Raw genomic sequence first — 25,030 nt, 5'->3', positions numbered from 1 at the left:
ATTAAAAAAATAGTAGAAACAGAAAAACTTTAGGGTAGCTTATTAAATTTCTAAATAGCCCGAACTGGAGATTACGGCTATAATTTGGTCGATATTGCCTTTATAGGATTTAGAGAATGGCAGTTTTGTGGTAGTATTTTTAATATAGCAGACTGCATTTCCGGTGTGGATTCTTGAAATGTAATTGATATTGACAATATAACTATTATGAATCCTGTAAAACTGCGACGGAAGTACATTTTCAAAATGCTTTAAGGTCTTAAAGGCAGTTATCATCTCACCATTATTAAGATGGATATCTGTAGAATTGTTATCGGCCTGGAAATACTGAATGTCTTTCGCATCTATAAAGCGATAATCACCATATGACTTTATGCAGATTGTGAGCTTTTCCGGGTCTTTTTTAACCGGATAGTCATTATCTACAAAAAAAGGCTTCTGTTCTGGCTCCCGAGGAGAACTGACAGTAGTCGAAGGAGTTGATTTTTCAAACTTTAGTATTGTTTTCCGAAAATCGTTCAACTCAAATGGAGCTACCAGATAATCAAAAACCTCATGTTTGATGGCTTCCAAAGCCAGATTACCATTTTTTGCCGTAACAACTATTTTTGGTATTTCCTTAAGATAGCGATACAGCTCATTAATAAGCGAAAGTGAAAGCTTACTGCTTTTGTCTTTTGGGTCTATTTCCAAAAAAACCAATTCGGGCTGATGTTCTAAAATACAGTTTAAGCCATCGTCATAGTTATTCGCAGATGCAGCCAAACGAAAGTTTTGAAATCCATCAGCAAGGCTCTGGATATTCAAAACATTCTCTTGATTATCGTTAATGATAATGTACGAATAACTCATCAATAGCTTGTAACAAAATTTGTTTTTGGTAGAGCAGCATATAACTGCTTATTTTGTCAGAGCATCGTGATTAAGTCCGTAAATAAATTTTAGACTTGCGGGAATAGTAGTTTTTGGGGCTATTTTAACTATTTTAATCGGCATTCCTCCCCTTAAGGGAATCATTTTCATCATTTTATGACACAAAACATCCAACTAATTTAATTTATTTGGTGCAAAAATAGGATTGTTGTTAATACATTCTTAATTTTTGTTGATATAAAAAGTAAAAGACATCAAAAAAACCAAAAATTGGTCGGATTTAAGTTCTTTTCAACGAAAACAAAAATATTATGTAAAATAAGAATTGAGGAAAATAAAAAGGCTTTTTCATTTCTAAAAAAGCCTTTTTATTATTTTTAAAAGAATTTTATTGCTTATACGTATAAGCAACGGCTACTATCGACACTCCTTCTTCTGAAGTTTCTGTAATAGTTGCCGATGTTGGATATTTATCTGAAGTATAAACGTAATCTGTTTGAGTTGTACTTACAACAGCTCCTGATGCATTTTTAATAACCACTTTTATAGGATTGTTGACCGGCAACAATAATTTTGCTTTAACGATTTCCGGCGGTAAACTCTGCATGTTTAGATTCAGTTCCACATTATCCAAAACATCTATAATACCAGCAGCTTTTAGTGTATAAAAGAAAGTATTTGGCGCTGTATCATAGGTTACTTTTGCTGTAAATTCTTCGATTTCACCATCATACTCGTTTTCTTGAAAAAGTCTTAAATCCGTTGGGTTTCCTTTTGAATCATAATTAAGGACTTCTCCTATTTCATAAGCCTGGTAAGGAGCCTGATACAATTCGCTAATTCTGAAAGGCTCTCCTTCTCCGGTAATATTTGCCAGATTATTATTCTGATAAACGAAAAAATTTGATTGAATCCCATCCGTAATACTTGACACTCTTCCGGATGAATCATAATTTACCACAAAATTGCTAGGACTATCAGAACCATCTGTTGGAGTTACAGTAAGTGTTTTGAGGTATTTTTGCGCAGCACCAGCATTTCCATTATTAAATTCATCCGATGAAGAATCAGAACAGCTAGACGCAAAAACAGCAAATAATAAAGAAGCTAAAATTAATTTCTTTTTCATAAATCCTTAAATAGTTTGAGTTAGTTAAAAACAAATATACTTTTTTTTACATTTCTATAACAGGAAAAATCATTTTAAAATAAAAATTTACACAAAGTAAAAAGGCACTCTAAAGAGTGCCTTTTTACTTTGGTATTACTAACTGCTTTATATTTTCTGAAGCCAGGTTCTCATCGAAACTTCTTTATTGATAATATCTTTCAATTCAGAAATTTTTACACGGTCCTGCTTCATAGAGTCTCTATGACGAATAGTTACGGTCTTGTCTTCAAGTGATTGGTGGTCTATCGTAATACAGAATGGTGTTCCTAAGGCATCTTGCCTTCTGTAGCGTCTTCCAACAGCATCTTTCTCATCATAGGCTACATTGAAATCCCACTTCAGGTCTTCAATAATTTCCTGTGCCAATTCAGGAAGTCCGTCTTTTTTAACTAAAGGCAATACTGCTGCTTTGGTTGGTGCTAAAACAGCCGGTAATCTCAATACAGTTCTTACTGATCCGTCTTCCAACGTTTCTTCTTTTAACGAATTAGAGAATACCGCCAAAAACATCCTGTCAAGTCCTACAGAAGTTTCAACCACATAAGGAACATAATTTTGGTTGGTTTCGGGGTCAAAATATTGCAGTTTCCTTCCGGAATGTTCTTCGTGTGCCTTTAAATCAAAGTCTGTCCTGGAGTGGATACCTTCCAGTTCTTTAAAGCCAAACGGGAAATTAAATTCGATATCAGCTGCAGCATTGGCATAATGTGCTAATTTTTCATGGTCATGGAATCTATAATTTTCTTTGCCAAGACCCAGAGACAGGTGCCAGTTCAAACGTGTCGTTTTCCAGTATTCGTACCATTTCATTTCTTCACCCGGCTTCACAAAAAACTGCATTTCCATCTGTTCAAATTCTCTCATTCTGAAAATGAACTGTCTGGCAACAATTTCGTTTCGGAAAGCTTTTCCTGTTTGCGCAATTCCGAAAGGCACTTTCATCCTTCCCGATTTCTGCACATTTAAGAAGTTCACGAAAATTCCCTGGGCTGTTTCCGGACGTAGGTATAAATCCATTGCATTTTCTGCAGATGCACCCAACTTTGTCCCAAACATCAGGTTGAACTGCTTAACATCTGTCCAGTTTTTAGAACCGGTTTCAGGATCAGCAATTTCCAGTTCTTCTATCAGCGCTTTTACGTCTGCCAGATTTTCTGTTTCAAGTGAACGGGCCATACGTTCAAGAATTTCTTTCTTCTTTGCCAAATATTCTACAACTCTGGCATTGGTAGTGATAAATTCCTGCTCGTTAAAAGCTTCACCAAAGCGGGCTCTGGCTTTTTCTATTTCTTTTTGTGCCTTCTGATTGATTTTTTCCGCATAATCTTCAATCAAAGTATCAGCACGGTATCTTTTTTTGGAATCTTTATTATCGATCAACGGATCATTAAACGCATCTACGTGTCCTGATGCTTTCCATGTGGTTGGATGCATTAAAATAGCCGCATCGATCCCTACAATGTTATCGTGCATCTGCACCATTGCTTTCCACCAATATTCGCGGATATTTTTCTTCAGTTCAACACCGTTTTGTGCATAATCATAAACTGCACTTAATCCATCGTAAATTTCGCTTGACGGAAAAATATATCCGTATTCTTTTGCATGCGAAACTATATTTTTAAATAAATCGTCTTGTTTTGCCATAGTGCAAAAATATAAAAAGAGAATGAAAATCGCGGGAAATGCTGTTTTTTTAAACCAGAAAGTTTAAAGAAGATTGAGACTGGTATTTCCTATAAGATGGGCTCCGGAAAATATATTGACAATGTAATTCCCTTTTATGAGATTTTGTTTGTTTGCGTCAACAAAAACGCAAACGTCAACGTCACCTTTATCATAATTGACGCTGGTTTTGGCACTGTAAAAAAGTGTCTGGTTTTTAATCTCTATTGAGGCTTTGTTTTTACTTACTATATTGGCTTTGGGATTAATAATCTGGATGAAAATCTCTTTGATTCCTTTTTCAATTCCCATGCTGTCTTCAAGAGTGAAACATACTTTTATCTGCTCTGTGTTTTTTGTCTTTTTGGTTTCCAACACTTTTTCGGACACCGTCCTGGCACCAACAGCGCTCACATTCAAAGCCCTGAGCTTTCGTTTTTCTGCCTTCGTTTCTGAACTTGCCAAAATTTCAGATTCCAGTTGACTGATTTTGTTATGAAGCTTTTCGATTTCTTTTTTATTGCTTTCGAAATCCAGCTGTTTTAGCCTGAGGATATTATTGAGTGTTTCCAGCTGCGTGCTTTTGGTGTATTTCTCTTTTGTTAGTACCGAAATATTCTCTTTCAGCAGGCTAAAATTAGATTTGACCGAATCATCTGTCTGGACTGTTTTATTTTTCAGTTCTTCCAATTCTTTTGTCAATTGCTCATTTTGCTGTAGTGCCGCATCATAACGAATCAATATTTCACTAATCTCATTGTTATGCAGTTTCCTGTCAAGTTCTATTGTGTGGGCCAGATTATCTTTTTCGGTTTTTATGCTATATAATTTTACCGCAAGAGCGGTCACCGTCAAAATAGAAACAATGGCGGTTATATTTATTAAAGAAAATACTGGCTTAAAAGACATAGTTTTTTGAAAAATTTTGGTGAAATTAACCGAACGGCTGTTGTCCACAAAAAATAATCGACCAAAAGTGAATCCATCAGGTTGAACGAACGTTTTTTGAATTATCATTTTCTCCCAATTCTTAAATAAAACTTAAAACACAACGTATCAGAAACTTATAATTAATTCTGTTTTTAAATTTAAAAAACCACAAATGAATTTGTCAAAAAATTCCTTATTTTTAAGCTGTCCATTTACAAACCAAACAGCATGTTTAAAAGCCTATTCAATCTCTTTTTCCCACAAGTATGTCTTGGCTGCGGAACATTTATGCAGCTAAACGAAACTGTAATCTGTACTTCCTGTCGTCATGAACTGCCATTGACAAACCACCATTCTGAAACGGAAAACGAAATCATCAAAAAATTTTACGGCAGAATTCCCATTGAATTTGGAGCTGCAATGTTTTATTTTCACAAAAAAGGAATTGTTCAACAGCTCATCCATAATCTCAAATACCAGAACCATCAGGAAATTGGTACTATGCTGGGCAAATGGTATGGTGAAGAATTGAAATTTTTAGAAATCGTTAAAAACACAGATTTTATAATTCCGGTTCCTCTCCACAAGAAGCGGCTCAAGAAACGGGGTTATAATCAGGTTGAGAAATTTGGACTGGCATTATCATCCCTGCTCAAAGTTCCGTACAACGACTCAATATTATACCGGAACATCTACTCAGACACGCAAACCCAAAAAAGTTTTTTTGGCCGGACTACAATTAAAAAGGACCTGTTTGATGTTGTGTTTTCAGAAATCCATCAGGGCAAACACTTCTTACTGATTGATGATGTCATCACGAGCGGAACTACTATTGAAGCCTGTGCCAAAGCTTTACTCAAAATTCCGGATGCGAAAATCAGTATTGTGGCTATGGCCTATACGCATTCCTAAGAAATAATTTTGCAAAGATTTCGTCAGCTCTAAATATAATTGTTATTTTGTAGATAAATTATTTCCTGATGTTTAGAATCCGATTTGCGTTTTTATATATTATTTTGGCCTTGTCAGTAATAAGTTGTGCAAAAAGAGGCAGCATTACCGGCGGTTTAAAGGACACTCTTCCTCCTGTTATGCGTTCCAGCGTACCAAAAAATTTCAGCACCAATTTCAACGTACAGGAAATCAGGATTACTTTTGACGAATATGTTAAAATCAAGGATGTTAACAAGCAGCTGATTATTTCACCGCCAATGAAATATCCGCCAATAGTTTCACCAACCAATGCCAGCAAATACATTTCCATAAAAATCAAGGATACGCTCCAGCCCAATACTACTTACAGCTTTAACTTTGGAAGCAGTATTCAGGATAATAATGAGGGAAATCCCTACCAGCAATTTAAGTATGTATTTTCTACGGGAGATGCTATTGATTCGCTTTCCATATCAGGCTTTATAAAAGACGCTTATAGCAAAAACGTAGATAATTTTGTGTCCGTAATGCTATATGAGGTAAACGAGACTTTTACAGATTCGATTATTTATAAGGAAAATCCAAGATATGTGACAAACACTCTGGACAGCCTTAAAACATTTAAGCTCGAAAATCTAAAAGAAGGTAAATATTTGTTGGTTGCCCTGAAAGACCAGAACAACAATTTCAAATTCAACCCAAATACGGATAAGATTGCTTTCCATAAAGAATTTGTGACTATTCCAAACGACACTTTGTATGAAATGGAATTGTTTAAAGAAATCCTTCCTTTTAAGGCCACTAAACCTTATCAGGCTTCCGGCAATAAAATTGTCATTCCTTATGTAGGAGATGGTAAAAACGCCACTGTTACCTTAAAAAACAACACTGAAAATCTTCCGGTAAAAGTTACTAAATTTCCTAAAAAAGACTCGCTGCAAGTGTGGTTTAATCCTGTAAAAACAGATTCACTGCTTCTTAAAATTGACAAGGAAAAATTCAGCAAAGAGTTTACTGTAAAAATAAAAAATCAGAAGAAGGACACGCTTAGCTTCCAGGCTTCGCAGACCAGCACACTGCATTTCCGCGACCGTTTTACCATTACTTCCAGTATGCCATTGGCTACTATTGACAAATCTAAGATTACCTTAGTAAATAAAGACACGATAGCCGTTCCATTTACTACCGAATATGATGATTTTAACCAGGAGGTAAAGATTGACTTCGAAAAACAACCCTTGGAAACCTATAGGATTACTGCTCTTCCGGGTGCCTTTATTGATTATATGCAAAAAGCGAATGATACTTTATCTTACCGCCTGAAGACCCAGAATATTTCCGAATATGGAAATCTCCGTATACGACTGCAAAATGTCAAACACTATCCTGTTATTGTTGAAATCACCAATTCCAAAGGCGACCTCATTGCTTCAGAGTATTCCGAAGGTAATGATATTATTGATTTCATGGCCCTACAGCCGAATCTTTTTACGCTTCGGGTAATCTATGATGAAAACAAAAACAAGATTTGGGACACTGGTAATTATCTGGAAAAACGACAGGCAGAAGAAGTCGTTTATTATCCAACAGCAATAGATGTCAGGGCCAATTGGGATGTAGACCAAACGGTCAATCTTGGCAATTGACGTTACAGTATTTCAAACGAATCTCTGTCATTCAAAAAGGCTAATTTCTGCCTGACTTCGAGCATTTGATTTTTATCGAAATCAACGATAAAAACACCTTCTGATTCCTGAGGTTCAAGTACCGGATTTCCTAAAAAATCCAGCGCTTGTGAATGGCCAATATATTCATGGTTGCTATCGTCCCATCCTACTCTGTTAACTCCAACGGTATAGCACATATTTTCAACTGAACGGGCTTTGAGTAAAATATCCCAGGCATTTACGCGAGGTTTTGGCCAGTTTGCAACATAGATAAGCAAATCATAGTTTTCTGTGTTTCTTGAAAAAACCGGAAATCGCAGGTCATAACAAATCAGCGGACATATTTTCCAGCCTTTATATTCCACTATTAATTTTTGCTGACCGGAAGTGTAGATTTTTTGCTCTCCGGCCAAAGAAAAGAGATGTCTTTTATCGTAGTATTGCACTTCTCCTGACGGAAAGACAAAAACGAGCCTGTTGTAATAATTGCCGTTTTCTACAATGATAAGGCTTCCTGTTATGGCTGTATTTTTACTTTTTGCCAAATGTTTCAGCCATAAAAGGGTTTCGCCCTGTATTGTTTCGGCAACGTCCTGGGGATTCATTGTAAAACCTGTCGTAAACATTTCAGGAAGAACAATCAAATCTGCTTCCTTGATGGAGTTGATTTTTTCTTCGAGATAGTTCCGATTGGCTTTTGGGTTTTCCCAAATTAACGGTATTTGAATTAGGGCTGTTTTCATCTTTTTTTATCAGCCATCCTGACCCTGCCAGGGTTTGAAACCCTGGCAGGGTCAGGATGGTAGGAGTTGGTTTATTTGATTGTTATTTCATCTATAAAAATAAAAGCATCGCCTCCAAAACCCTGGTGCCATTCGGGAAGCTTTCCGTACTTGTAAGCTTTAATCTTTACGTATCTGGCCTTAGTTTCAGGAATACTGCTTTCAAAAGCGGCAATCTGAACTTCGGTGTTTTTGGCGTCAATTTTGTTTTCGATAGTCTTAACCAGTTTGAAATTCTGGTTGTCTTCAGAAGTATAAAATTCAACTTTGGTTGGCATCAATATCCAGGCTCTGGAGTCCTGCAGGAATCGCGCAGAAAGCGAAGTCACTTTTTTGCTGTTTTTTAAGTCGATTATGGCTTCAAAATCCTGTCCCTGATAGCCTTGCCAATCTCCTTTTCGCCAGTTTTCGTTTCCAAAGATGCCATCAATCAAACCGCTGTCTCCTCCGGCATGATATTGCGGATTGTATTGCGATTGGATTGTGATTGTGTAATCATTTGGTTTTTTGATAAAGTTAGCGGTAACTATACTGCTGTTTTTTCCATTTCTTTCAGCATATGACTTAATTGCAGTTGTTTCAGTAACCTCTAATGGCTTTGTATACTTAATCCATATTGGTTTGCCGGAATTCGGTTTAGAAGGCTCTTCTATCATCCAATAAAGGACATCGTTTGGGTTTTGTGAAACGATTTCTATTTTCATTTTATCCTTGAATGACTTACTGTCTGCTTCGATTACGGGAACCGGAGTAATTTCAGGAAAAACTTCTTTTTGAGCTTTTGCCATTACTTCCTTCAAATAACCTTTGTGTGCTTTTTTTGTGATGGTCAATACCTCATTATTTTCAAAATGAATTTTAACAGTGTCAAAATAAGGCTCTGTAAATGTCCATTCGGCATTTCCCGGTGTTACGGCATACATTCCCATTGAACTCAACACATACCAGGCACTCATTTGCCCGCAGTCTTCATTTCCTATCAATCCGTCTGGTGTATTCTTATAAAACTCATCAAGAATATAACGAACCTTTTCTTTCGTTTTTTCCGGCTTTCCAATAAAATTATACAAATAGGCCATGTGATGGCTCGGTTCATTTCCGTGTGCATATTGACCAATTAATCCGGTAACGTCAACCTGCTCACGTCCTGTCGTCTTGCTTTCGCTGTTGAACATTTCATCCAGTTTGGCTTCAAATTTTTCTTTCCCGCCGTAAGCCTCAATCATTCCCGGAATATCCTGCAAAACAAAAAAAGAATACTGCCAGGAATTACCTTCAGTAAAATTATTATTTACCTCTCTCGGGTCAAAAGGTTTATCCCAACCTCCATTTTTCTTTGGACGCATAAATCCTGTTTTCCAGTCAAAAATGTTTTTCCAGTTTTGTGAGCGTTTTATAAAATACTGATAGTCTTCCTGCCTGTTGAGCATTTTGGCCATTTGTGCAATACACCAGTCATCATAAGCATATTCCACAGTTTTGGAAACACTTTCATGTTCATCATCAATACTGATAAAACCGTTTTTTTTATAGGCATCCAGTCCTAAATGGTCCAACATAGCAGAATGTTTTGCCGCCTCAAATGCTTTTTCATAATCGAAGCCCTTTATTCCTTTTGCCATGGCATCTGCCATTACTGAAACGGAATGATAGCCAATCATACAGTCTGTTTCGTTAGAAGCCAGTTCCCAAACCGGTAATCTGCCCCCCTGTTCGTATTGTTTCAAAAACGTATTGATAAAATCAGCCGTTCGTTTTTTATCGATCAGAGTATATAAAGGATGTGCAGCACGAAACGTATCCCAAAGCGAAAAAACGGAATAGTAATCAAATCCTTTTGCAGTGTGTATCTGATTGTCACGACCTCTGTATTTTCTATCTAAATCCTGTGCTATATTGGGCTGCATCATCGTATGGTATAATGCCGTATAGAATATTGCCATTTTGTTTTTATCTGATGAGGACACTTCAATTTTAGACAGTTCCTTATTCCACAATTTTTCGGCTTCTGTTCTTACTTTTTTGAAATCCCAGTGGTTTATTTCAGACATATTAAGTTTCGCTCCTTCATAAGAAGTTGGTGAAAGTGATACTTTTACAAGTAATTTTTCTCCCTTTTTAACTTGTTTGGAGAAACTTATCGCCAGAAGGCTGCCTGCAAAAAACCGGTCTGTTACTTTTGCCGGTGCGAAAGCATTATTGTTGACCTTCGTAATGACCATTGGCTGATTGAATTCTATTCTCGAAAACACATATTGGTCACGGGCCCAGGCTTCACTCCTTCTTAAAACTTCAATAGTTTTATTGTCAATAATTCTTACCTCTCCCATAATTAAATGGTCGCGGTGGTTCAGGTCCAGAATAATATTTGCCTGACCGGAATTATTAAACGTATATTCATGAAATCCGACTCTTGTAGAAGCTGTCAGCGCTACATCAATATCATCATCATCAAGTTTTACGGCATAGAAACCAGCTGCTGCCTTTTCATTGGAATGCGAAAATTTTGAAGAATAAATTTTATTGTCTAAAGATGGCTCTCCCATTGTAGGCATTAGCATAATATCACCAAAATCCGAAACTCCGGTACCATTCAGGTGTGTATGTGAGAAACCGTAAATTACATTATCAGAATAATGATAACCTGAACATCCGTCCCAACTCCCATCTATTCTGGTATCAGGAGAGAGCTGTACCATCCCGAAAGGCACAGTAGCTCCCGGAAAAGTGTGTCCGTGCCCTCCGGTTCCAATCATAGGATTGACGTATTGCTGGTAATTTTGGGCGAATGATAGTGTAGAAATTAATAACAGGAAAGAGAAATATTTCATTGTGTTTGTTTTGTCTTCCAAATATAAGAATATTTCGACAAAGGAATTCTTAACCGGATTTATCTCCCGATTAAAAAGCCATAAAAAAAGGCGCATTTTTAAATGCGCCTTTACTATTTATACTTACAGATTCTTATTTCAAGCTTGCTGCCAAATATTCCCTGTTCATTCTTGCGATGTTCTCCAAAGAAATTCCTTTTGGACATTCTACTTCACAAGCACCTGTATTGGTACAGTTTCCAAATCCTTCCTCATCCATTTGGCGAACCATGTTCAAAACACGCTGCGTAGCTTCTACCTTACCTTGCGGTAACAAAGCATACTGTGATACTTTTGCACCAACGAAAAGCATAGCAGAACCGTTTTTACAGGTAGCTACACAGGCACCACATCCAATACAAGCAGCTGCTTCAAAAGCACGGTCTGCATCATGTTTAGGTACTGGCGTTGAATTGGCATCAATAGTGTTTCCTGAAGTATTTACAGAAACGAAACCTCCTGCCTGTTGGATTCTGTCAAATGCACTTCGGTCAACAACCAAATCTTTGATAACCGGAAAAGCCTTACTTCTCCATGGTTCCACATAAATTGTATCGTTGTTCTTGAACATACGCATGTGCAACTGGCAAGTCGTAATTCCTGTATCCGGACCGTGAGCCCTACCATTGATAAACAGTGAGCACATACCACAGATTCCTTCACGGCAATCATGGTCAAAAGCTACAGGTTCCTGTCTTTCCGAAACCAATTGTTCATTCAATTGGTCAAGCATCTCAAGAAAGGAGCTGTCCGTTGAAACATTATCTAATTTATAGGTCTCGATTTTCCCTTTTTCTTTGGCATTTTTCTGACGCCAAATTTTAAGGTTTATGTTTATAAATTTTGAATTGCTCATAATTTTTGTTTTAATACTTAATTTGGTTTATCAGCGTTTTCAAAAGCCTTTGCCGGATCAAGTTTAATTATTTTTGAAGATTCCTTTGCTTTTAGTTCTTTATACTTAGCCAAACCTTTTTCAATATTTTCAGATTTGTCTTCTGTTATTCTTGATTCGTCATATACTATCGCCCAAGAATTTCTAATTTTTCTGGCAAAAAGCTTTTTGTCTGACTTTTTATTAGGATCCAGTTGCTTAAGCGATACAGATGCTATAAATGCTCCCATTTGACCCTGAATATTCAAAACATACACTTTGTTTGCTTCTAAATTTGCTTCTACATAGTCCCTATTCTCTGAAACTGCCCAAAACAAATGTTCTCCTGGCTCACATTCAATAATCAAGTAATCGTCGTTAACCAATGCTCCTAAAAACTTATCGTCTTTGTAAGCCCTGAAATTGACTAAGGCTCCTGCTCCTGACCTAATCAAATACACCAAAGCTTTACCTTCTTTTGGCTTTTGAAAGGGCTGCTTTCCGTTAAGATAGCCTGACTGTCCAAAAACTACTCCCGTAAATAGAATCGAAATTAAAATCAAGAAGTTTTTCACGCCGATTCTTATTTGTAATTACGAGCCGCAATTTTAATAAACTCATAATTCAGTTCTTCTTTGTGAAGTACTTCCTTATTAATGTCGCTTCCCTGGTATTCCCATGCTCCAACAAACTTAAAGTTTTCGTCATCACGTAGGGTTTCTCCTTCGGCATCCTGATACTCCTCACGGAAATGTCCTCCACATGATTCTTTTCTTTGCAAGGCGTCCATTGCCATTAATTGTCCTAATTCCATGAAATCAGCTACTCTAAGTGCTTTTTCCAATTCAGGGTTCAATTCATCTGCACTTCCGGGAACGTATACTTCTTTGTAAAATTCTTTACGCAAAGCATCAATTTCTGCTACTGCTTCTGACAGACCTTTTTCGTTTCGTCCCATTCCTACTTTATTCCACATGATGTTTCCTAAAGCTTTGTGGAAATGGTCTACTGATTTTGTACCATTATTGTTGAGGAAGAAGTTAATCGAGTCTTTCACTCTTTTTTCTGCCTCGTCAAATTCCGGTGAATTGGTAGGAATTTTTCCGGTACGGATTTCATCAGCTAGGTAGTTAGAAACCGTATATGGCAATACGAAATATCCGTCAGCCAATCCCTGCATCAAAGCAGATGCTCCTAATCGGTTTGCACCATGGTCAGAGAAGTTTGCTTCTCCAGCTACGAAACAACCCGGAATTGTAGACTGCAGGTTATAATCTACCCAAACACCACCCATTGTGTAGTGAACGGCAGGATAAATTTTCATTGGAGTTTCATATGGGTTTTCGTCGGTAATTTTTTCATACATCTGGAAAAGGTTACCGTATTTTTCTTCTACCCACTGTTTTCCTAATTTGATTATTTCTTCATCTGTAGGATGGTGATTTCCTTGTGCATAAGCTGCCTGACGGCCTTTGCTCTTAATTTCAGAAGCAAAGTCAAGGTAAACACCTTCGTTAGTGTCGTTGGCTTCAATTCCGAAACCGGCATCGCAACGCTCTTTTGCAGCTCTTGAAGCCACGTCACGAGGCACTAAGTTACCAAATGCAGGATATCTTCTTTCTAAGTAGTAATCTCTATCTTCTTCGGCAATTTGTGTCGGTTTCAATTTTCCGGCACGAATTGCTTCTGCATCTTCTTTCTTTTTAGGCACCCAGATTCTTCCTGAGTTACGCAATGATTCTGACATCAGAGTCAGTTTCGATTGGTTGGTTCCATGAACCGGAATACAGGTTGGGTGAATTTGTACATAACAAGGGTTAGCAAAATAAGCTCCCTGTTTGTGGATTTTCCATGCTGCAGTCACGTTACTTCCCATTGCATTTGTAGAAAGGAAATATACGTTTCCATATCCACCGGAAGCAATGATAACGGCATGTGCAGAATGTCTTTCGATTTCACCGGTAATCAGGTTACGGGCAATGATTCCTCTTGCTTTTCCATCAACTTTTACCAGGTCAAGCATTTCATGACGGTTGTACATTTCAACACGTCCTAAACCAATTTGTCTTGACAGGGCTGAATAAGCTCCCAAAAGCAACTGCTGTCCGGTTTGTCCGGCAGCATAAAAAGTACGCTGTACCTGTGTTCCTCCAAAAGAACGGTTGTCCAGCAATCCACCATAATCGCGGGCAAAAGGCACGCCTTGTGCTACACACTGGTCGATGATATTTCCGGAAACTTCAGCAAGACGGTGAACGTTTGCTTCTCTTGCACGGTAATCTCCTCCTTTTATCGTATCATAGAATAAGCGATAAATACTATCGCCATCGTTTTGGTAATTTTTAGCGGCATTGATACCTCCCTGAGCTGCAATGGAGTGGGCTCTACGTGGAGAATCCTGGAAACAAAATGCTTTCACATTGTATCCCATCTCCCCTAAAGAAGCAGCAGCAGAAGCTCCAGCCAAACCTGTACCAACAACAATCACATCAATTTTAGGCCTGTTATTAGGCGCTACCAATTTAAGATGATTTTTATGGTTGGTCCATTTTTCTGATATATGTCCTTCTGGAATTTTAGAATCTAAACTCATATCTTGTTCGTGTGTTATTTAGCAAAAAAGTGAATGTAAACCGGAATAATTGCGAAAAGAAGCGGTACGATAACCGAAAAGGCTTTACCGAAACCTTTAATGAATCCGTTATATTTTGGGTTATTTGCTCCTAATGATTGGAATGCGCTGGCAAAACCATGCCATAAGTGGAAAGACAATACGAACATTGCAATTACATATAGTATTGTTGCGATTAGGCCGTATTCAGAATCTTTAAAGAATTCAAAAGTAATTTTATGCAAATCTTTATAGCCCTCGCCTATTTTAAGTCCGCTTTTAGAGTCAAAAAACTCTGTTCTGTGTTCAATTTTCACATCACCGCTAGTCACAAATTCCTGAGGAATGTAACTACCATCAACCATCACATACACCTGTGAATCACCATTTGCAACAGACTGCAATGGCATATTCTTATCAAAATGCATTACCGCCCAGAAGTTAACCATGTGCGTTACGATAAAAACCAAAATCAAGGTTCCTAAAACTGCCATGTTTCTTGAAGCCCATGTTGAATTTGCTGAAGGATTTTCCATTGCATACCGGATAGGCCTTGCTTTTCTGTTTTGAACAGTCAGGAGAATACCGTCTACTGCGTGAAAAAGAATTGAAATGTACGTCAGGTAAGAAAGCAGCTTTACCACGGGGTTTGTGGTCATAAACAATGCATATTGATTGAAGTGCAGTGCATCACTAAAAATCAATTGCAGGTTTCCAGCTAAATGTCCTACTAAAAACAAGCATAAAAATAAACCTGTTAGAGCCATCCAGTACTTTTTTGCCAGTGATGACTTTAAGATTGCAGATTTTGCCATAAGAGTTGTTTGTGTGTTTTAAAAAATCACACAAAAATAACGCATATTCAAATTAACTACAACCTTTTCGGATTATTTATAATCAGTATAAAGTGAATATCTTTTGCAGTAAAAGAGGCTTAAAATTTCATTACCAATAATTTTAAGCACCAATAATTACTAAAACAAAAATAAATCGCAAAAAACACGACTTTCAGTTACGTTAAAACCAGTCGAAATTCCAGTATTTTTAGAAAGTTTTGGTCACATCTTCGTCGGTTACGATTATAAAATCGGCCAACTTTAGATTTTCTTTTTCAATTTTCGAGATATCTTTTTGAGAAACCGTAGCAATGGTCATTATTTTCAAACTCGGATTTTGACGTTTCAAATACCAATTAATCCCTTCGAAATTATCGCTGTGATAGGTTCCGTTATAGTGCACAAAAACCGTATTTGGCTTTAAATTTTTTGAAATGAAATACGCCATTGTAGCATCTTTTACCGCCTGTGCTTTTGGCATATTTTCATGGGCATGGTCGCCCATCATACTAAGCATTTTTACATATCCGGGAAGATTCTTATCATAGGCTATTGGCAAAGGTGCTATCCATGTTTTTTCCTCTGCAGACAGTTTGTCTAATGCTTCAAAACCTTGTTTGTACACCAAACTGGCATATCTTCTCGGGATATTAGCCGCCACAAAGGTCAGGTTTTTAGATTTTGCAAAATCCACCAGCGGCTTATAGTCGGTTTTGTGGTTGTTCCAAAGCCTTGCCAAAGTGTCGAATGCTTTTTGATTGATTTCTCCTTTCAAATATTGGTTGAGTTGCTTCTGGTTATCTGCTTCTATCATTTCTGCACCCAGAACCAATGACTTTTTTTCCGCCAGGTCTTTCGTAAATTCCAGCTGTAGCCAGTGTACAACAGAATTATCATGGTGTTCTCCAAACAAAACAACTTCAGCATCTCCTGCTTCTTTCAACATTTTTTTATAAGTCGTTTTCTTCCCGTTTTTATCATACAATTGGTACGGAAGCTTGTCCTGAGCTACTAAATTGAACGAAACGGCCAGAGCAAGTATGTGGAAAAAATATTTCATTTTGTGCGTTTTAAAATCTTGCGCTAAAATAGCCATAAATAGGGCGACAGCAAAATGAAAAAACCGAATTGCCAATTTCTCTAAAGCCTGGTTTTAAATCTGTAAAAATCCTATTATCTGCTGTTTGCCATTATTGAAATTGCCTTTTTTTATTATAAAATGCAGAATACCGGTTTACCAGACTTCACTATTTTTAGGTAATTTTGCTTTTATGAAAACAGCTCCTTCTATTTTTTTAGACTATCTCACGGTATTTTCCAATACTGATGATGATTCATTTCCGGAGTTGCTTGAAAAATCAAAAAACGCCTTTACTTATCTGCCTTTAAAGAAAAACGACTTTTTTGTAAAAGAAGGTGAGATTTGCCAACATTTCTGCTATATCGAAAGCGGCATTCTGCAACATGCTATTATGGTCGATGGTGAAGAAAAAACAACCTATCTGGCATTACGTAATTCTGTCACCAGCTCCTTAAACAGCTTTTTATTTGGGAAACCATCCCGAAAAAGCATCAAGGCAATTTCGGATTGCGGTTTGTGGATTGTAGACCTGCCTACTTTTAAAAACCTGATTGAAAACAACGAGGCTTTTCACCAGTTTTATTACAATCTGATTGAAAAACAGCTCTGCCTTATCGATGATTACCGTATTGACCTCCTAACCTTATCTCCGGAAGAACGTTACAGAAAACTACTTTCAACAGAACCCAAACTGCTTCAGGAGGTTCCTTTGCATTACCTGGCTTCTTTTCTCGGGATTTCTTCCCGACACATGAGCCGTATTCGAAAAAACATAAAATAACGCCATTTGGCTACTTGCCAAAAAATATCTTTCGCTACTTTTGGGAATACAATCTTCAAAAGTTTTTATTTATGAAATACCATCAGATAGACCGTCAGCTTTTTATCAAAAACCGACAAAAGTTCACGGCTCATATGAAACCAAACAGTGTTGCCGTTTTTAATTCCAATGACATTTATCCTGTTTCTGCAGACAGCACGCTGCCTTTTGCCCAACATAGAGATATTTTTTATTTAAGCGGCATTGACCAGGAAGAAAGCATACTGCTTCTTTTTCCGGATGCACCATACGAACACTTAAAGGAAATTCTTTTCCTGAAAGAAACAAATGAACATATTGCTATTTGGGAAGGCGAAAAACTAACCAAAGAAAGAGCTTTTGAGGTTTCCGGAATCAAAACCGTAATCTGGCTGCAGGATTTCCATAAGACCCTAAAAGAAATTATGGCTTATGCCGACACGATATATATCAACACCAATGAACACTATCGTGCAACGATTGAAACCGAAACCCGTGAAGCCCGTTTTGTAAAATGGTGGAAAGAAAATTATCCTGCCCATAAGGTAGAAAAATCAAATCCGATCCTGCAACGCCTGCGTTCTGTTAAAGAAAGTGAAGAAATTGACCTGATTCAGCAAGCCTGCAACATCACGGAAAAAGGATTCAGAAGATTATTGTCTTTTGTAAAACCTAACGTAACGGAATATGAAATTGAAGCAGAACTGATTCATGAGTTTATCCGAAACCGTTCCAAAGGATTTGCCTATACGCCAATTATTGCTTCCGGAAATAACGCAAACGTATTGCATTATATCGAAAATAACCAGCAGTGTAAGGCAGGCGATTTAATCTTGCTGGATGTGGCTGCTGAATATGCCAATTATTCCAGCGACCTGTCCAGAACGATTCCTGTTTCAGGCCGTTATACTGAAAGACAGAAAGCTGTTTATAATGCCGTGTTGAGAGTGAAAAATGAGGCTACGAAAATGCTTGTTCCGGGAACGCTTTGGAAACAATATCATGTAGAGGTTGGTAAATTGATGACTTCCGAATTATTAGGATTAGGACTAATTGATAAAGCCGATGTGCAAAATGAAAATCCGGATTGGCCGGCCTATAAAAAATATTTCATGCACGGAACTTCTCACCACATGGGATTGGACACGCACGATTACGGTTTACTTCACGAACCGATGCAGGCCAATATGGTATTTACCGTAGAACCCGGAATTTATATTCCTGCCGAAGGATTCGGTATCAGACTGGAAGATAACGTTGTTGTACAGCAAAGCGGGGAACCGTTTAACCTGATGCGAAATATTCCTATTGAAATTGAGGAAATTGAAAGTTTGATGAATCAGTAGATTTTAGATTTTAGATTGCAGATTTGTGATTTATGATTTATGATTGTAGATTTATGATTTAAGACTTTGGACTTGAGACTTGATACTTTGGGCTTGAGACTTTAGACTTAAAATTTTGAAGGCGGCTTGCTGATTAATTGCGGGCCGCTTTTTTGTTTCTTATTAATCAGAAATCATTAAAATCCTTTAATCTGTGGCAAAAAACTACAATCTAATAAAAAAGGAATTTACCTTTGCAAAACAAACTAAGCGCTTTGAAACAGATAATCTACAAAAACACGACTATTTCTTATACTGATTCCGGGAAGGGAACTGCTATTGTATTGCTTCATGGTTTTCTGGAAAACAGTACGATGTGGGCGTATTTTGTTCCGGAGTTTTCTAAGAAATACAGGATTATCTGTATTGATTTATTAGGTCATGGAGCAACAGAACCTATGGGTTATGTGCATTCTATGGAAGATAATGCCGATGCCGTACATGCCGTATTGTCTGAATTAAAAATCCGAAAAGCTGCTTTTGTAGGACATTCCATGGGTGGTTATGTTGCCCTCGCTTTTGCCGAATTGTATCCACACGCCGTCAAAGGAATTGTTTTACTCAATTCAACATCCAGAGCTGACAGTGACGAGCGCAAAGCAAATCGTGACCGCGCTATCAAAGCCGTAAAACAGAATTATACTAATTTTGTCCGCCTTTCTATAGCCAATCTGTTCAGCGAAAATAACCGCGAAAGACTGGCAGATGAAATTGAAAACGTAAAAGAAGAGGCCCTAAAAACACCTTTGCAAGGAATAGTAGCATCTCTTGAAGGCATGAAAATCAGAAAGGACCGTGAAGTTATATTGCATTTTGCTCCTTATCCAATTTTATTGGTTCTTGGCAAAAGTGACCCAGTCTTGAATTATGATGAGAATATTGACCAGATAGAAAATACTTCGGCAAAATTGCTTTCTTTCCCTGACGGACACATGAGCCCTATTGAAAACCGCGAACAACTCAAAAAAGAATTGCCGGAATTCTTTAAAAGCATTTAAAGTTTCTCCCTAAAAGGAATATTCTTATCCAGAATTTCATTTAAAAGCAGGACCAGCTGTTCAATATAGTTACCGGATATTTCTTCATTGACGATTGAAATTTCGGTCTTGTCTATTTTAAACTGAAAGGGCAGGAAGCCCGATTTCAGGTTTTTAAACGAAATAATCCCGACTTCTATTTCTTGCCCTTCCAAATGAGGCTCATACATAAAGGCATACGCCAACACCTGGATAATCTTGTCATTTTTTATTTCCTCTGTCAGCTTGTCCCATTGTTTTAGCGCAACTTCTTTACCATCGACTTTACCCGTCTTGTAATCGATAATTCTGATTTTTCCGTTTCGTTGTTCTATCCTGTCTACATTTCCTTTAATCAATACCGGATAAGGCAGATCTGGATGCTCCAAAAGCCTTTCATAAGTATGTTCCAAGGCGACTATCTTTACAGCATTATCATCACTTTTTTCAATTTCCTGCAATTCCAGTTTTAGGAAATTAAGAACGTTCCTTTTCGCTACTTCAAAAGCAAGCAGGTTTCGTCCTTTTTTGATTTCTCCTTCTTTGTAAACAATCTTAAATTGCTTCAGCACTTCCTCATCAATCAGTTTTATGCAATTTTTGATATCATCGGCTGATAAAAATTTACCGATGTAAGGTTCATACAAAACACGCAATGTTTCGTGTATGATGGTTCCCAATGTATTTAAGGCGATATTCTCTTCAACTTCTTCTACTTCACTAATACGAAGAATCTTTTGCGTATAGAACTGTATCGGGTTTCGGATATAGCTTGTCAAAGCGGATGGTGAAAAGCCTTTTTCCGCAATTTCTTTAAGGCGCTGCATTACGCTTTCCGATTTCGGTATTACTATGGGGCGATAGGCAATGTCGGGCAAAGCAGCGTTGTAAATTTCATGCGTTATGTTATGGTTTTTCTGTTTTTCGACCTCCAACTGAGTAATGAACCGGCTCTTTTCTCCACCATCCAATCCTTCACTTTCTGTATTGTAAAGCAGATAGATGTTTTTTGCCCTTTGCAGCAAATGATAAAAGTGATAGGTATAGATAGCGTCTTTTTCTTTAAACGTTGGCAATCCCAATTCCCGTTTGACATCATAAGGTATAAATGAATTTTGGGACTTTCCCGCAGGAAATTTTCCTTCGTTCATTGAAGTGACGATAACCGTTTCAAAATCCAGAACACGGCTTTCGAGCACACCCATAACCTGTAATCCGTTAAGCGGCTCACCTTCAAAAGAAACTTCGGCCAGGTCAATAATTTGCTTATAAACCGCAAAAAGGGTTTCTATGGTGTCAATATGCCTGTGTTTTGAATAATAATTCATTAGCTTATTGATTACCTTAAAAATGGAATATACGAATGCCTTTGTTATTTTTTCTCCTTCATCATCATTACTCAAATTGGATTTTATCTGAAGTAAGAGACCGGAAATCGTTTCCAAAACCGGCATTGAACCCTTGTCCCATTTTCGGAATAGCAATAAAAACAAATCGCTTTGGCTCTGATTCAGCTCAAAAAGCTTGTTATAGGTAATAAAGGTATAATTATTCTGATTGATGGTATTGACCAGGTCGGATGTTTTTGAATAAGGTTCAATTAACGGGTGCGTGAGTACATCCAAAACATCTTTATAATAAAAAACATAACTGTTCGGATTTCTGGAAAGTGCATTGGAATGCAGCTTAAAAAGTTTTGCTATTAAGATTTGAGCAGGATTATTCTTTCCGGAATATCCCATTGTTATGTTCATCGCAGTTACAGAAGACGGTAAGGAATAGAGTAACGGCACCAGCAGATTTTCTTCTCCCAGAACAACTGCTGTTTTATTTAGTGTGGTTTCTTTTCCGGCATGTTCTTCCACGATTTTCCCTGCAATTTTTGCCTGGCCAATAGTTTTGGGCGTGCCTATTATCTGTATGTTTTTATGCTGCTTAAAATCGTCTGCAATCCATTCAAAGGGATGGCTTTTGTAATGTTTCCAGTTTTCTTTGAAACGTCTTAAAAATAGTCCGGCATCATGGAATGGGTCGTTCAGGAAGGTTTCGTCGGCATCCCAAAAAATTCTGGCTTTTTCGGTTGCCAATAAATGCTGTACGATTTTTTCTTCGGAAGCATTCAGGGCATTGAATCCGGCAAAAAGAAATTCTTTCCTGCCAATGGCATTTGTGAAATGATTGAGGTTCTTGACAGATTCTCTGTAAATCAACCCCTGATAGCCAATTCCTTTATTTAAGAGATGGCTGTATAATTCTTCATAATATTTGGGAAGCAGACTCCAAAACTGAAGGTAATTATCAATCATTGGAGTTCTTTTCTCGGCATCTACAGACCAATGTTTGATGTCTTCAATGTCCTTGAGATAGGAAAGCACATGGTTGGGTTCTAAAAGATACCTGTCTATTTCATTAAAATCCTGTAACAGGGTTTTGGCCCAGTTGGCAAACAATTCAAAAGGCTGCTGTTTTTCTTTACTGGTAATACTCAGATACACCTCATAGAATTCAAATATGAGTTCAATACTGTCAATGGAACGGATACCGGCTATATCCTGAATAAAGTCTTCAATACTGATAATTTTAGGAGCAAAAATGGTGTTTTCGGTCTTATTTCTTAATGCTTCAATAAGAAAAACCTTCGCTCTTTTGTTTGGCAATACGACCACCAGATCCGACAAGGTGTTAGTACTCCCATCCACTATTATAGAAGCGATTTTATCTAAAAACGTAGTTTCTGCCATAGGATAAAAATAAAAAAACGCCCCGATAAATCGAGGCGTTTTTAAAACTATTTAGGTTAAAATTAATCTTTGATCAATTTTACTTCAACTCTTCTGTTGTTAGCTTTACCTTTAGCAGTTTTATTAGTATCGATTGGTTTAGTTTCACCGAAACCTGTAGATCTCAATCTAGAAGATTCGATTCCGTTTTCAATCAAGTAGTTTTTAACTGCTGCAGCTCTGTTTTCAGAAAGCGTTTGGTTTAACGCGTTAGAACCGTCGCTGTCAGTGTGTCCTTCAATAGAGAATCTTGAAGTTGGGTATTCTTTAAGGATAGCGTTGATAGCTTCCAATACTGGCATAGTTTCTGGTTTGAATGTAGACTTACCGCTGTTGAACAAGATAGTTTTAGCGTAAGCATTCAATTTGTTAACCTGCTCTTCAGTGATTTCTGGACAACCGTGGTTAGCAACTGTACCTTTCACATCTGGACATCTGTCATCTTTATCGAATACACCGTCACCATCTCTATCTGGCCATGGGCATCCACCATTTTCTTTTGGTCCTTTAACATCTGGACATTTGTCAACATTGTCAGCAACACCGTCACCGTCTCTGTCTGGACATCCGTTCATAGCTTTAGTACCAGCTTCGTTTGGACAAGCATCATCTTTATCAGGAATACCGTCACCATCTGTATCAGGACATCCTTGGAAAGCTGCTAAACCAGCAACTTCTGGACAAGCGTCATCTTTATCAGGAATACCGTCACCGTCAGTATCAGGACATCCCTGGAATTGTTTTAGACCAGCCTGGTCTGGACAAGCATCATCTTTGTCATAGATTCCGTCACCGTCAGTATCTTTACCTCCGAATTTGAAAGTAAGACCTGCAAAGTGCTGGATGTGAGTTGGAACGTCTCCGTTTGGACGTCTCAAGTTCTCATCAAATGAGTGCTTGTAAGTAGATTGAAGTGTCAAACCTACAGTTTCTGTAAACCATAAAGTCAAACCTAAACCTCCGTTTACTGTTCCGTAGCTAGCATCACCAAAGAAAGTGTAACCACCTCCAACGTGAGCGAAAGGATCAATAACTTTAGAGTTGATCAAGTCCATGAAGCTGTACTTAATAACACCATCAACTGCGTAATACATCAAATCACCAGGATTAGTAGTTTCAAAAGTAGTGTAAGTTCCAGGAACTTTATTCACAAATTTATCAATTCTGTTCACAGATCCTGTTACTCCGAAAGAGAATCCAGAACCTATGTATCTAGATACATTCAAATAAGAAACTGAAGGCAAAATGTTCCAGTTGTCTTTTGCATTGAAAAAATTCGAAAACTGATCTTCAAATTTCTGAGCTGCACTAAATCTTGTATCTACAGCATTAGCTCCAAAGGAAATAGCCCATGGATTGTCGCTATCCTGTGCATTGGCATTTAAGCCTACAGCTAACAACATAGCAGCAAAAATTTTGTTTAGATGTTTCATACTTAATTTTATTAGATTACAATACGTTAATTAAGACAAAAGTAATATGTTAAAAGGTAATTACAAAGATTTATGTTAAAAAATTAACTCAAATTTAGTTAAAACTCATTTTATATTACATTTAACCTTTTTCCTACAGTCGTAAATGCCTGAATAGCAGCATCTAAGTGTTCTTTTGTATGTGCTGCGGAAAGTTGTACACGAATCCTCGCTTTGTCTCTTGGCACAACCGGAAAGAAAAATCCTATTACATAAATTCCTTCTTTTAACAATTCATTGGCCATATTTTGTGATAATTTGGCATCATAAAGCATTACAGGAACAATGGCAGAATCTCCATCTATGATATCAAAACCGGCTTCTTTCATTCCTTTTTTAAAGTAATTGGTATTCCATTCCAGCTTATCTCTCAAAGTAGTATCTTTTTCTAAAAGTTCAAAAACCTTGATTGACGCACCTACGATTGAAGGCGCCAAAGAATTTGAAAACAAATAAGGTCTTGAACGTTGGCGCAACAGTTCAATGATTTCTTTTTTGGCTGTTGTGTAACCGCCCATAGCACCACCCAAAGCTTTTCCGAGTGTTCCCGTAACGATGTCCACTCTTCCCATCACACCTTTGGCCTCCAGGGTTCCTTTTCCTGTGGCTCCTATAAATCCTGCAGCATGGCATTCGTCTACCATTACCAAAGCATCATATTTATCTGCCAGGTCACAAATCTTGTCTAATGGCGCCACTAATCCGTCCATAGAGAAAACACCGTCAGTAACGATAATCTTAAAACGATGGCCGGCTTCATTTGCTTTGATTAGCTGCTGCTCCAGGTCTTCCATGTTACTGTTTTCATAACGGTAACGTGCGGCCTTGCACAAACGGACACCGTCTATAATGGAGGCATGGTTTAAAGAATCGGATATAATCGCATCATTTTCACCGAATAAAGGTTCGAAAACACCTCCGTTAGCGTCAAACGCTGCGGCATATAAGATAGTATCTTCGGTTCCGTAGAAATCGGCTATCTTTTTTTCCAAAGTTTTGTGGATGTCCTGTGTTCCGCAGATAAAGCGAACGGACGACATTCCGAAACCGTGTGTATCCAAAGCATCTTTGGCTGCCTGAACCACTTCCGGATGCGACGATAGTCCGAGATAGTTATTGGCGCAGAAGTTCAATACTTTTTCTCCTGTCGAAATTGTGATTTCTGCTCCTTGAGGCGAAGTAATTATTCTTTCTTTTTTGAAAATCCCATTGTCTTCTATGGTTTGCAATTCTTCTTGCAGATATTGCTGGATTTTTCCGTACATATTTTCTGTATTTGGTTTTT

19 protein-coding genes are annotated in these 25,030 nt (G+C 37.6%); 5 read left to right on the top strand and 14 right to left on the bottom strand.

What is annotated here, in order from left to right:
* Nucleotides 1-42: 42 nt before the first annotated feature.
* The 4 genes from B0G92_RS03650 to B0G92_RS03635 form a co-directional block, all read right to left on the bottom strand.
* Nucleotides 43-852, bottom strand: coding sequence for a LytR/AlgR family response regulator transcription factor (locus tag B0G92_RS03650; protein WP_101471133.1), 810 nt, complete (start codon nt 850-852; stop codon nt 43-45).
* Between the two features lie 409 nt (nt 853-1,261).
* Nucleotides 1,262-2,002 (bottom strand): hypothetical protein, encoded by a 741-nt coding sequence (locus tag B0G92_RS03645; protein ID WP_101471132.1) that lies wholly within the window; start codon nt 2,000-2,002, stop codon nt 1,262-1,264.
* 147 nt (nt 2,003-2,149) lie between these two features.
* Entirely contained in the window at nt 2,150-3,691 is a 1,542-nt protein-coding gene (locus B0G92_RS03640) for a glycine--tRNA ligase (protein ID WP_101471131.1), read from the bottom strand.
* Between the two features lie 63 nt (nt 3,692-3,754).
* Nucleotides 3,755-4,618, bottom strand: coding sequence for a coiled-coil domain-containing protein (locus B0G92_RS03635; protein WP_143394988.1), 864 nt, complete (start codon nt 4,616-4,618; stop codon nt 3,755-3,757).
* A 249-nt stretch (nt 4,619-4,867) separates the two neighbouring features.
* Here B0G92_RS03635 and B0G92_RS03630 point away from each other — a divergent pair, with 249 nt between their 5' ends.
* Nucleotides 4,868-5,551, top strand: a complete 684-nt coding sequence (locus tag B0G92_RS03630; RefSeq protein WP_101471129.1) for a ComF family protein — start codon at nt 4,868-4,870, stop codon at nt 5,549-5,551.
* 68 nt (nt 5,552-5,619) lie between these two features.
* Nucleotides 5,620-7,218: an Ig-like domain-containing domain gene (locus B0G92_RS03625; RefSeq protein ID WP_101471128.1), complete on the top strand. Its 1,599-nt coding sequence runs from the start codon at nt 5,620-5,622 to the stop codon at nt 7,216-7,218.
* Between the two features lie 2 nt (nt 7,219-7,220).
* Here the strand turns inward: B0G92_RS03625 and B0G92_RS03620 are convergent, their stop codons facing one another.
* The 7 genes from B0G92_RS03620 to B0G92_RS03590 form a co-directional block, all read right to left on the bottom strand.
* Nucleotides 7,221-7,982 carry an amidohydrolase gene (locus B0G92_RS03620; protein WP_101471127.1) on the bottom strand — a complete coding sequence of 254 codons (762 nt, stop codon included), beginning with the start codon at nt 7,980-7,982 and terminating at the stop codon, nt 7,221-7,223.
* 71 nt (nt 7,983-8,053) lie between these two features.
* Nucleotides 8,054-10,852: a GH92 family glycosyl hydrolase gene (locus B0G92_RS03615; RefSeq protein ID WP_101472015.1), complete on the bottom strand. Its 2,799-nt coding sequence runs from the start codon at nt 10,850-10,852 to the stop codon at nt 8,054-8,056.
* A 133-nt stretch (nt 10,853-10,985) separates the two neighbouring features.
* Nucleotides 10,986-11,747 carry a succinate dehydrogenase/fumarate reductase iron-sulfur subunit gene (locus B0G92_RS03610; protein ID WP_056067622.1) on the bottom strand — a complete coding sequence of 254 codons (762 nt, stop codon included), beginning with the start codon at nt 11,745-11,747 and terminating at the stop codon, nt 10,986-10,988.
* 17 nt (nt 11,748-11,764) lie between these two features.
* The gene (locus tag B0G92_RS03605; RefSeq protein ID WP_056067619.1) at nt 11,765-12,340 is read right to left on the bottom strand and encodes a hypothetical protein; all 576 of its coding nucleotides are present in this window, start codon (nt 12,338-12,340) and stop codon (nt 11,765-11,767) included.
* A gap of 8 nt (nt 12,341-12,348) precedes the next feature.
* Nucleotides 12,349-14,358, bottom strand: a complete 2,010-nt coding sequence (locus tag B0G92_RS03600; protein WP_056067617.1) for a fumarate reductase/succinate dehydrogenase flavoprotein subunit — start codon at nt 14,356-14,358, stop codon at nt 12,349-12,351.
* 14 nt (nt 14,359-14,372) lie between these two features.
* A complete protein-coding gene (locus B0G92_RS03595; RefSeq protein ID WP_101471126.1) occupies nt 14,373-15,191 on the bottom strand; it encodes a succinate dehydrogenase cytochrome b subunit in 819 nt (272 codons plus the stop codon).
* Between the two features lie 229 nt (nt 15,192-15,420).
* Nucleotides 15,421-16,272: a ChaN family lipoprotein gene (locus B0G92_RS03590; protein WP_056068441.1), complete on the bottom strand. Its 852-nt coding sequence runs from the start codon at nt 16,270-16,272 to the stop codon at nt 15,421-15,423.
* A 211-nt stretch (nt 16,273-16,483) separates the two neighbouring features.
* Between B0G92_RS03590 and B0G92_RS03585 the strand changes: the two genes are divergently transcribed.
* From B0G92_RS03585 to B0G92_RS03575, 3 genes are all read left to right on the top strand, one after another.
* The gene (locus tag B0G92_RS03585) at nt 16,484-17,074 is read left to right on the top strand and encodes a Crp/Fnr family transcriptional regulator (RefSeq protein WP_056068439.1); all 591 of its coding nucleotides are present in this window, start codon (nt 16,484-16,486) and stop codon (nt 17,072-17,074) included.
* A gap of 71 nt (nt 17,075-17,145) precedes the next feature.
* Nucleotides 17,146-18,438, top strand: coding sequence for an aminopeptidase P family protein (locus B0G92_RS03580; protein WP_056067612.1), 1,293 nt, complete (start codon nt 17,146-17,148; stop codon nt 18,436-18,438).
* A 254-nt stretch (nt 18,439-18,692) separates the two neighbouring features.
* Nucleotides 18,693-19,475, top strand: coding sequence for an alpha/beta fold hydrolase (locus tag B0G92_RS03575; RefSeq protein WP_101471125.1), 783 nt, complete (start codon nt 18,693-18,695; stop codon nt 19,473-19,475).
* Here B0G92_RS03575 and B0G92_RS03570 read toward each other — a convergent pair.
* From B0G92_RS03570 to kbl, 3 genes are all read right to left on the bottom strand, one after another.
* Nucleotides 19,472-22,234, bottom strand: coding sequence for a PD-(D/E)XK nuclease family protein (locus B0G92_RS03570; RefSeq protein WP_101471124.1), 2,763 nt, complete (start codon nt 22,232-22,234; stop codon nt 19,472-19,474). The genes B0G92_RS03575 and B0G92_RS03570 overlap by 4 nt on opposite strands.
* 62 nt (nt 22,235-22,296) lie before the next feature.
* Nucleotides 22,297-23,706 carry an OmpA family protein gene (locus B0G92_RS03565; protein WP_056067606.1) on the bottom strand — a complete coding sequence of 470 codons (1,410 nt, stop codon included), beginning with the start codon at nt 23,704-23,706 and terminating at the stop codon, nt 22,297-22,299.
* A 110-nt stretch (nt 23,707-23,816) separates the two neighbouring features.
* On the bottom strand, nt 23,817-25,010 hold the full coding sequence (kbl, locus tag B0G92_RS03560; RefSeq protein WP_056067603.1) for a glycine C-acetyltransferase: 1,194 nt from the start codon (nt 25,008-25,010) through the stop codon (nt 23,817-23,819).
* Nucleotides 25,011-25,030: the final 20 nt, after the last annotated feature.

The sequence above is a fragment of the Flavobacterium lindanitolerans genome (assembly GCF_002846575.1).
Classification (GTDB): domain Bacteria; phylum Bacteroidota; class Bacteroidia; order Flavobacteriales; family Flavobacteriaceae; genus Flavobacterium; species Flavobacterium lindanitolerans.
Note: the sequence above shows the minus strand (reverse complement) of the source record. Positions and strands in the feature narration are given on the sequence as shown.